Raw genomic sequence first — 8716 nt, 5'->3', positions numbered from 1 at the left:
CCATTAGTAGAAGAGCTCGCAGAGATTTGTGAGTGTGGTACGGATAATTTTACGTTGGAACTACCAAGTTCTACGTTTGTATTCAATGGAGAAGAAATAGAAGCGTTTCCTCTTATTGAAGTGAAATGGTTCGAGCGTGGACAGGAAATTCGTGATCGATTTGCCAAGGCCATTACTACATATGTAATGGATTTTGGACTTCCAGAAGTAGAGGTTGTATTTACGGTTTTCACAGAACCAGCGTATTATATTAACGGGAAGCATTGTGCAAGTTAGAGCTATGTGAAAGATTTTTGTAACATTTATAAGGGGTAGAACCACATTGCCATCATGCTAAGAAAAGCGAATATCCAAACACAAAAAATGAACTCAATTCTCATAGACAACTAACTGTGAAGAGATAAATTTTTTGTTTTTGGGGACATCAAAATATTAGCTTGATGGTGTTGTAGCGGGCCCCCTTTTAAAATAGTAGAGTTTGAACTACCCCCACTTAACACTCTAACGAGCTGTTTGAAGTGGGGGATTCCTACGAACACCAAGGTACCCCTCAGTTTTATGAGTAGGCAATCCCCGTAATCCCTACGGTTAGAAGCCTTATGGCCTCTTTTCTCAGATTTTCCGCTGCATTCACATCTCTATCATGATATATACCACAAGAAGGACACTTCCATTCACGCAGGTTCAGGCTTTTCACATCTTTATTTTTGTAGTCGCAATGCGAACAAGTTTGGGAACTAGCGAATGTTTTCGACACCACAATCACTTGTTTCCCATACCAGCATGCCTTATACAACAACATCGCTTTGAATTGTGACCATGATACTTCTTGAATCGCTTTCGCTAGTTTGTGATTCTGTAACATATTCGATACTTGCAAATCTTCTATCCCAATCACATCGTGGTTTTTGATGATCCTTGTAGAGAGTTTTTGCAAGTAATCCGTTCTTGCATTTTTGATTCGTTCATGAATACGAGCGACTTTAATTCGCTGTTTATGCCAATTCGCTCCGCCTTTTGTACGTCTAGATAGAATACGCTGGGCATGAGCGAGTTTCTTTTCTAATACCCGAGACCATTTTGGATTACCGAATACCTCACCCGTTGAAAGAATAGCAAAGTTTTTCACACCAACATCTATACCAATAGCGGAATCGGTCTTCGGCAATTCTTGTACTTCTGCTTCAGCAAGAATCGAGACAAAATATTTTCCACTTGGATTCCTTCTGACAGTAGCACTCAAAATTCGTCCTTCTACCTCACAACTTTTGACAAATTTGATAAGACCAAGTTTCGGTAACTTCAATTTATTATCTATAATCGCAATGTTTCCATTTGTATGTTTCGTTGTATAGGATTGGACTTTATTGTTCTTCGATTTAAACCGAGGTGCTTTGTTTTGTTTTTTGAAGAATCTTGCATACGAGTCAGCGAGGTTGTGAAGAGAAGATTGAAGAGCGATACTGTCCACTTCTTTTAGCCATACAAATTCTTTTTTGAGAGTAGGTAATTGCGAAGAACAAGTGCCATAGGATAACCCTTTTCCTGTTTCTTTATATCTATCATTCCACTTTTCCAAAAAATAGTTAAATACAAATCGTGAACAACCAATTGTTTTCGTAATAGCTATTTTTTGTTCTAAACTAGGATAGATCCGAAACTGATACGCTTTATGTATAAGCATCGCTTTTCACCTCACTTCCTTTTTTTATTTGTTTACAATCTTTTTCACGATATGCATGAGAACGATATCATGATGTAGCAAAAAAATACTAATCACGTATTATTTCTTCTTTTTTGTCGAAAGTCCTCTGTCCCTTTCAAAAAAATATACAACTGAAAGAAATTTTACAATGAAACCATTTCGTAGATGTAAAAATGCCTCGGAGATATAACATTTTCTTTCTATAGGAACGAACTGATTAGAATACCGGTATCTCTTACTGATTCTTCACCAAAAAGAACCTTTAGGCTTTTTCCTAACCGTCATTCAGCTCCCACCTACTCATTGGACCATGCCCTACCCATTCCTTGAGGTGGAAGTTTTCTGTCGGGAAATGATAAACATAAAAAACTCCTAACAAAATTTGTTAGGAGTTTTTTCAAATATGCAATATTTTTTCAATCTTCACTATTGATTTCTATTGTACCTGTTCTAGCACTAACCTTTAAACTATTTAACAGATTATCAGGTGTCTTGATTTCCACTTCATATTCAAATTTTGATTGTGCCAAGTTGTCATCTTCTAATTCGAATTCTTTTTTCACATTAATAATTTCTCCATTTGTATGAGCTAAAGAAATTTCACGAACTTGTTTCTCTGTGTAGTTTTCATTCTTTTTTGCATAGTTGTAACCCATACCATAATATCCACCAACAATAGCAATACCACTTACTAAAATAGCAATTACACTTATCATTATTTTCTTTTTATGTTTTAACATTTTCATCCACTCCTTAATAATTACTCATCTATTCCAAATCTTGCTTCAAGTGCATTTTCTGCTTGCTCTAATTGATCTTCCAGTATATCTTGTTCTCTTTCTTGTGTTTGATATTGTTCAACAGTTATCGTTCCAGCGCGATAATCTGCTTCTAGCTGATTATCAGATAGATCTATCTTGTCATCTAATTGATCAATTTCTTTTTTTGCTACTAAGTACGTATTTAAGTTTTCTTCCTTTGCTCCAACTGGTTTCGTGTTATTTGTCTTTTCAACGATAGATGTGACTTCGTTTTTGAAATCTTGTATTTGCTTATCATCATTCGTAGCAGGCTCTGTTTTATTTGGTTCTTGTTGTAGTTGAGCACTTTCTTTTTGCAATGTATCATTTTCCACTTTCAGTTGTTGTACTTCTGTATTGTTATCAGCTTGAGTAGAACAAGCTGTTAAGAATAAACAAGACATTGCTCCAATCAACATCCATTTTCTCATTCTGTTTTCCTCCCTTTACATGTGCACCTTATCCTTGCCTTTATATTACTGAACAAACATTAAAGGAAGATTAATGTACAAAAAAATAAAATGATATAATTAAATAGTTTCTAATCTTTCTTTAATGTTTTGGAATTATAGTGATACATATAAATAAGGAAAAAAGGAGAATGGTAATGCGAGTTCTTATTGTCGAAGATGAACAAGACTTACAAAATATATTAGTAAAACGATTAAATGCTGAACATTATAGTGTCGATGCATGTGGGAATGGAGAAGATGCTTTGGATTATATAAACATGGCTACCTACGATTTGATTGTACTTGACATTATGATTCCCAGAATAGATGGCTTACAAGTATTACAAAGATTACGCGCGGACAATCATACAACTCCTGTCTTGCTTCTTACAGCTAAAGATACAATTGATGATCGCGTAACAGGACTCGACTTAGGTGCGGACGATTATTTAGTAAAGCCGTTTGCTTTTGACGAACTGTTAGCAAGAATTCGCGTGTTAATGCGAAGAAATACAGGAAACACATCAAATGTGTTTGAAATCGCTGACCTTGTGGTAGATTGCAATATGCATAAAGTAACAAGAGGAGACCAGGTTATCACTCTTTCCAGTAAAGAATTTGCTATTTTAGAATATATGATTCGTAATAAAGAAGTTGTGCTCACACGAGATAAAATTGAGCAACATGTGTGGAATTACGACTATGAAGGTGGCTCGAACATTATTGATGTTTACGTCCGCTATCTTCGTAAAAAAATTGATAGCCAGTTTGAAACGAAGTTAATTCATACAGTACGAGGAACTGGTTACGCATTGCGAGTAGAATCATGAAAAGACTATCAATCAAAATGAAAGTAACCCTGTGGTATACAGGGCTAATTGTAATTATTATGGCACTCGTGTTAGCTTTTATTTTAACTTCTTCAGATAAAGTTTTGCTTTTTAATATGAAAGATCAATTGAAGAGCACAGTAAAAGAAAGCATGGAAGATATCGAATATAAGCATGGACAATTAAAGATGGACGATGATTTTGAAACATTAGAAGATGGAGTAAATATCATCATTTATAATAAACAAGGTGAACTGCTGGTAGGAAATAGTCCAACAAGTTTTAATAAAAAGCTATCGCTTAAATCCGATGAAATACAAACCATTAAAGACGGTAATAAAGAATGGATTGTATATGATTTTCTCCATCATGCAGGCGGCGATGAGCAAGTCTGGATTCGTGGAATAATGACTATGAGCCAATTATCATCAACGATGAATACGATTATCGTGATAACACTCATCTCATTCCCATTACTTATTCTCATTGCGGCAGTGGGAGGATATTTTATTACGCAAAGAGCGTTTCGACCTGTGCAACAAATGAGTGATTCAGCTAGTAAAATTGGTGATGGTAAAGACCTTTCCAAGAGAATTCATTTACAAGGTTCACCGAAAGATGAAATATATCATTTGGCACAAACCTTTGACAAAATGTTCGAGCGATTGGAGACATCGTTCGAAAGTGAAAAACAATTTACATCTGACGCATCTCATGAATTAAGAACACCAACATCTGTTATTATTTCACAATGCGAATACGCTTTATCACTGAGGAATAATCCGAAAGAAATGGAAGAATCGTTAGAAGTAATTTTAAAGCAATCACGTAAAATGTCCGCGCTAATCTCACAACTCTTATTATTAGCAAGAGCTGACCAAGAAAACCATAACACTTTCCAATTTGAATGTATCAATATGAGTGAATTAACGGAAATCGTTGTAGAAGAGCTTTCATTAATGGTTCAAGAATCTTCGATTGATATCACAACTCATATAGAGGAAGACCTGTTTATGAAAGCAGATCAAACATTGATGATGCGTTTATTAATGAATTTACTAACGAATGCGATTGCTTATAGCAAAGCGAACGGCACTGTGCATATGCAACTGTTCCGTGATGAAACCAACATAATAGGTAAAGTCTCCGATAATGGCATAGGCATCAGCGAGCAACATATTACAAAAATATGGGACCGCTTCTATCGAGTTAACGCAGCACGAACATCTTCAAACATCGGAAACACAGGTTTAGGATTGTCGATGGTAAAATGGATTGTCGAACTACACGGAGGAAAAATTACGGTTGAAAGTAAATTAGGAGAAGGCAGTACTTTTACCTTTAAACTACCAATTGAAAAACGAGCATAATTTATAAATGTTTGTAGCTCCAGAATAAAGATTCTTCAATCCTTATATAAAAGTAAACGACGCATTTTAAACAGCATCGATTTTATCATTTTGGACAACCTGTTCTGTTAAGTTGATATGCATGTAGAAAAAACTATCGAAATAAAACCCCAGAAATCCAAAGGTCTCTGGGGCTTCATTATATATTTAGCTCTTTTTGCTTTTTGTTTTGTTTATGTTTATACAGCAATTTTCGGCTTATGAGAGAAATCAGTAATAAGACCAGTATTAGTACGAAAAGTTGCATAAATGATAAATCAAAATATTTAGCACCTGTAACGATTAACAGTGTAGAAATCGTACCTTTTACAATGAAAAAAATAATAATCCATAATCCGCCTTTTTTCCAGTTCATTTTTATATTACCCTTTCCTACTTTTAAATTCTTAAATGGGACACCTTATTAGAAATCTATTATATTAATAAAAAAGTCATGTCTAATTAAATGCAATGATTCCATAATAAGTGAAAATGATATTCAATGTCAATTTTATTGACTATTTGAATACTTGTTTCTTCATCTCAATCTCTTTACAATTTGTTTCTTATAGACAATGAACTTTTGTCTTCAAACAAAAAACACCTCCATTGAAATTGCACACTTAGTATGCAATTTCACGAGGTGTATTTTCATGTACCATCAGGTAAGATTTCCTGCTTTATTTATTTCTTGATACGTACCTATTTTCTAGTACACAATAACTGGATCATTCGTGTTCAAACTATCATATACAGTTTTTGCAACATTAGGTAGAAGGTTCACACACCCGCCTGATCCTCCTGTTAAATAAGCATTATTTGCCCAGTCTTTTCGCCAGCCTGCATCATGGAATCCTTGACCGCTATTTGTGAATGGAACCCAGTAATCTACTTTAACTGCATAATCAGCTTTACCTACTGCGCTTCCTTTCAGCGTGTATGGTGTTCGTTTATATAGAACGTACCACACACCTGGTGATGTATCTTCACTCGTGCTATGTTTACCCGTTACTACATTTGTTGTGACGACTAATTTCCCATCTTTATAAATCCAAATTTGTTGATCTGCAATTGAAACTTCTGCATATGTGTCTCCGATGCCATTGTTTGCTGTTGTTTCATAGCCGATCCCTTCCTTCTCCCAACCATTCCCGTGAATATTAGAAGCAGAAAGCGATTTTTCGCCTTTTTCAAAGGCTTGTTGAACTTGTTTTGTTTCTTTTTCCACATCTAGTGCCCAGCCGTATCCTTGTCCTTTTACTGATATAACCGAACCAGAATGTGTTTTAAAAGCGAAGTCTTTATGTAATGTAGATTTAGCCTTATTAATTTCAACAACCTTATTCTTAATTTCGCTCGCATCGATTGTTACTTTCATATCCTTTGACATAGTAGCATTTTGAATTAAATCTTTCGCTTTTAATGAATACACTTCATCCTGCACTTTATAATCAACAGACTGCGTAAGAAGATTTTGTAATGCTTTCTCTTCTTTTTTGATGATTGGATCGTCTTCTTTAATCGGCTGTATGTATGCAGACTTTAGATGAATTTCGCTTTTATGCTTCTGCTTGTCGTAATCTTTTAATAGATTCGTAACGTCATACTGTTTTCCATCAACGCTCTTCGCAATAACAACTTTTCCTTGTTCGAGCTTAGCCATAGCATCTTGAGGCGCTTTTAATTTTTCATTCATAGAGACAAGCTTTTCTTCTACAAGTTTTTTCATCGTTTCACTACGATACTGATCCGCTTCTTTCGGTAACAATGAATAATCTTTTTCCTTTGTGGAAGGGAAAAATGTCCACTGACTTTTTAATAGTTTCTTAACTTGTGGCAAGTCTTTTTCCGTCAGTTCCGTTTTTGTATCTTGTTCATCTAAAATTTGTTGTTGATCAATATAGACTTTGTTTGCTAGTCCAGATGTTTTTAATTCCTGTATTGCCTGATCAGCGCTCAAACCACCGACTTTTGTATCGTTAATCGTAACATTCGAATTGAAGTGAGTTGCTTGATAATAGCTCATTCCTCCAATAAGAAGTGCAATTACACCGCCACCCGCTGCGATTAGCTTCCAATTTGTAAAACGTTTTTTTGATCTTACCCGTTTTTTCTCAACTTCTTCAACAGATTCATTTACTATATTGTTGTTCATCAATCTTTCCCCCGTATACATAAACGTCAATTGATTTAAACCAAAACCATTGATTAGTGTACCTTATTTTTCCTGAAATTTCATTATTTTTAACCAAGTTTTATTCCATTTAATCGATTAAAGTTAGATTTTTTAATAGAAATATATATAAAGATGGTAGATAAAGTGAAAAAGGACCACACCAATCGAGTTATTATGAGCCCCTCACATTCACTGAATTTTGAAGGGCGATACTCTCTATAAACATTTTAACCTAGTAAAATAATTTTTAGAAGGTTAAAGTTAGAGGCAGGTACCATAGAATGTATATTATTTATGAAAAATATCCACAAAAAAAGGACTACATGTAGACTCTTTTTTGTGAATATTTTAATGTCGCATTTTTTATAAATTCAAATGCAAACTATTCTTCCCGCTTTTCACCAGGTTTCACAACCTCTACTATCAGCCTAACGAATTTCACCTTATGACCTTTATCATCAACAATTTCAAGTTTCTTAAAACTATTAAATATGTTTGTACCACGCTTTGTTGATACGTTTAATCTTTACAGATGTTGAAGTTTTAGACTCATTCTTTGGTGTAATCCTATTATTAGAACATCCTGCAATGGTGAAACAGCATGTAGCCAATAAAACTAATAATATTAACTTCTTCAAATAGCCACTCCTATATAAGGAAAATATTATATTGAGAAAATTAAACATAACATCGAATCTTTGTAAAAACAATATATTTCCTAGTATTATTATTCAATGGCGGATTAATGGAAACCTTAAGGTTCATTAATCTGCTTATAAGCGGAGAACCTCATGCTCATCAAGTCAATGTCCAATTTCCATTTTATCCGATTCTCAATATTTATTCCAATATAAAAAGATAGCTATTTTTGTTGAATACTAATTATCTCCAAAATGAAAAATACGAGCTGAGTTCCTATAACCCTATATACTTTTATTCAACTAGTTTCTCCCCTGTAACAATCTGAAACAAAGTGGCTGCATGTTTCCCTTCTAATTGAGCGTACCGATTATCTCCCGCCTTGATTTCTATTTTATCCTTATTAGGGCTTACCCAAATTTGATACAACACAGCTTTCGCCTCTATTTTCGGATTTTTAAATTGAAAAATAAAGTGATAATCAGCTAGACGAGACATTTCCACTTTTTTATCTTCAAAAGTAGTATCATTTAATATTTTCTTTACTTGCAACACTTCGTTATTATCTTTCACTACCTTAAGATCTTCATATTCATTATCACCAATACGTTTTTGTACTTGGATTCTTTGATCTTCATTTCCTACTATATTTGAACAGCCTGTTACTATAAATATACATATGGTAATAAAAACTAGAGACAAATTTCTAACTCTCATATGAATACC

9 protein-coding genes are annotated in these 8716 nt (G+C 34.2%); 3 read left to right on the top strand and 6 right to left on the bottom strand.

The window, feature by feature from the left end; all coding sequences use genetic code 11:
* A partial coding sequence (locus DN394_RS21795) for a DUF1904 family protein (protein WP_149294228.1) occupies nt 1-276 on the top strand: 276 nt, incomplete at its 5' end.
* Between the two features lie 280 nt (nt 277-556).
* Here DN394_RS21795 and tnpB read toward each other — a convergent pair.
* The 3 genes from tnpB to DN394_RS21775 form a co-directional block, all read right to left on the bottom strand.
* On the bottom strand, nt 557-1684 hold the full coding sequence (tnpB, locus tag DN394_RS21785; RefSeq protein ID WP_098953345.1) for an IS200/IS605 family element RNA-guided endonuclease TnpB: 1128 nt from the start codon (nt 1682-1684) through the stop codon (nt 557-559).
* Nucleotides 1685-2121: 437 nt separating this feature from the next.
* Nucleotides 2122-2445: a PepSY domain-containing protein gene (locus tag DN394_RS21780; RefSeq protein ID WP_046954853.1), complete on the bottom strand. Its 324-nt coding sequence runs from the start codon at nt 2443-2445 to the stop codon at nt 2122-2124.
* 20 nt (nt 2446-2465) lie between these two features.
* Nucleotides 2466-2936, bottom strand: a complete 471-nt coding sequence (locus tag DN394_RS21775; RefSeq protein ID WP_046954852.1) for a lipoprotein — start codon at nt 2934-2936, stop codon at nt 2466-2468.
* Between the two features lie 176 nt (nt 2937-3112).
* On the opposite strand from DN394_RS21775, the gene DN394_RS21770 reads away from it, so the two are divergent.
* Together DN394_RS21770 and DN394_RS21765 are read left to right on the top strand one after the other, a co-directional pair.
* Nucleotides 3113-3787 carry a response regulator transcription factor gene (locus tag DN394_RS21770; protein ID WP_098953342.1) on the top strand — a complete coding sequence of 225 codons (675 nt, stop codon included), beginning with the start codon at nt 3113-3115 and terminating at the stop codon, nt 3785-3787.
* Nucleotides 3784-5157 (top strand): sensor histidine kinase, encoded by a 1374-nt coding sequence (locus tag DN394_RS21765; protein WP_098953340.1) that lies wholly within the window; start codon nt 3784-3786, stop codon nt 5155-5157. Before DN394_RS21770 ends, DN394_RS21765 begins: the two co-directional genes overlap by 4 nt.
* 178 nt (nt 5158-5335) lie before the next feature.
* On the opposite strand, the gene DN394_RS21760 is transcribed toward DN394_RS21765, so the two are convergent.
* The 3 genes from DN394_RS21760 to DN394_RS21745 form a co-directional block, all read right to left on the bottom strand.
* Nucleotides 5336-5551 carry a hypothetical protein gene (locus tag DN394_RS21760; RefSeq protein ID WP_001104092.1) on the bottom strand — a complete coding sequence of 72 codons (216 nt, stop codon included), beginning with the start codon at nt 5549-5551 and terminating at the stop codon, nt 5336-5338.
* 333 nt (nt 5552-5884) lie between these two features.
* Nucleotides 5885-7330: a L,D-transpeptidase family protein gene (locus DN394_RS21755; RefSeq protein ID WP_098953338.1), complete on the bottom strand. Its 1446-nt coding sequence runs from the start codon at nt 7328-7330 to the stop codon at nt 5885-5887.
* A gap of 954 nt (nt 7331-8284) precedes the next feature.
* On the bottom strand, nt 8285-8707 hold the full coding sequence (locus DN394_RS21745) for a hypothetical protein (RefSeq protein WP_097915136.1): 423 nt from the start codon (nt 8705-8707) through the stop codon (nt 8285-8287).
* Nucleotides 8708-8716: the final 9 nt, after the last annotated feature.

The organism is Bacillus sp. BB081, assembly GCF_008368895.1.
Lineage (GTDB): Bacteria > Bacillota > Bacilli > Bacillales > Bacillaceae_G > Bacillus_A > Bacillus_A wiedmannii.
The sequence above is the reverse complement of the archived record's forward strand: the minus strand, read 5'-3'. Positions and strand labels throughout refer to the sequence as shown.

What these genes read in the sequence shown, in the direction of transcription:
- DN394_RS21780 (WP_046954853.1), bottom strand. Translation starts at nt 2,445, where the DNA reads ATGTTAAAACATAAAAAGAAAATAATGATAAGTGTAATTGCTATTTTA.
- DN394_RS21755 (WP_098953338.1), bottom strand. Translation starts at nt 7,330, where the DNA reads ATGAACAACAATATAGTAAATGAATCTGTTGAAGAAGTTGAGAAAAAA.
- tnpB (WP_098953345.1), bottom strand. Translation starts at nt 1,684, where the DNA reads ATGCTTATACATAAAGCGTATCAGTTTCGGATCTATCCTAGTTTAGAA.
- DN394_RS21765 (WP_098953340.1), top strand. Translation starts at nt 3,784, where the DNA reads ATGAAAAGACTATCAATCAAAATGAAAGTAACCCTGTGGTATACAGGG.
- DN394_RS21745 (WP_097915136.1), bottom strand. Translation starts at nt 8,707, where the DNA reads ATGAGAGTTAGAAATTTGTCTCTAGTTTTTATTACCATATGTATATTT.
- DN394_RS21760 (WP_001104092.1), bottom strand. Translation starts at nt 5,551, where the DNA reads ATGAACTGGAAAAAAGGCGGATTATGGATTATTATTTTTTTCATTGTA.
- DN394_RS21775 (WP_046954852.1), bottom strand. Translation starts at nt 2,936, where the DNA reads ATGAGAAAATGGATGTTGATTGGAGCAATGTCTTGTTTATTCTTAACA.
- DN394_RS21770 (WP_098953342.1), top strand. Translation starts at nt 3,113, where the DNA reads ATGCGAGTTCTTATTGTCGAAGATGAACAAGACTTACAAAATATATTA.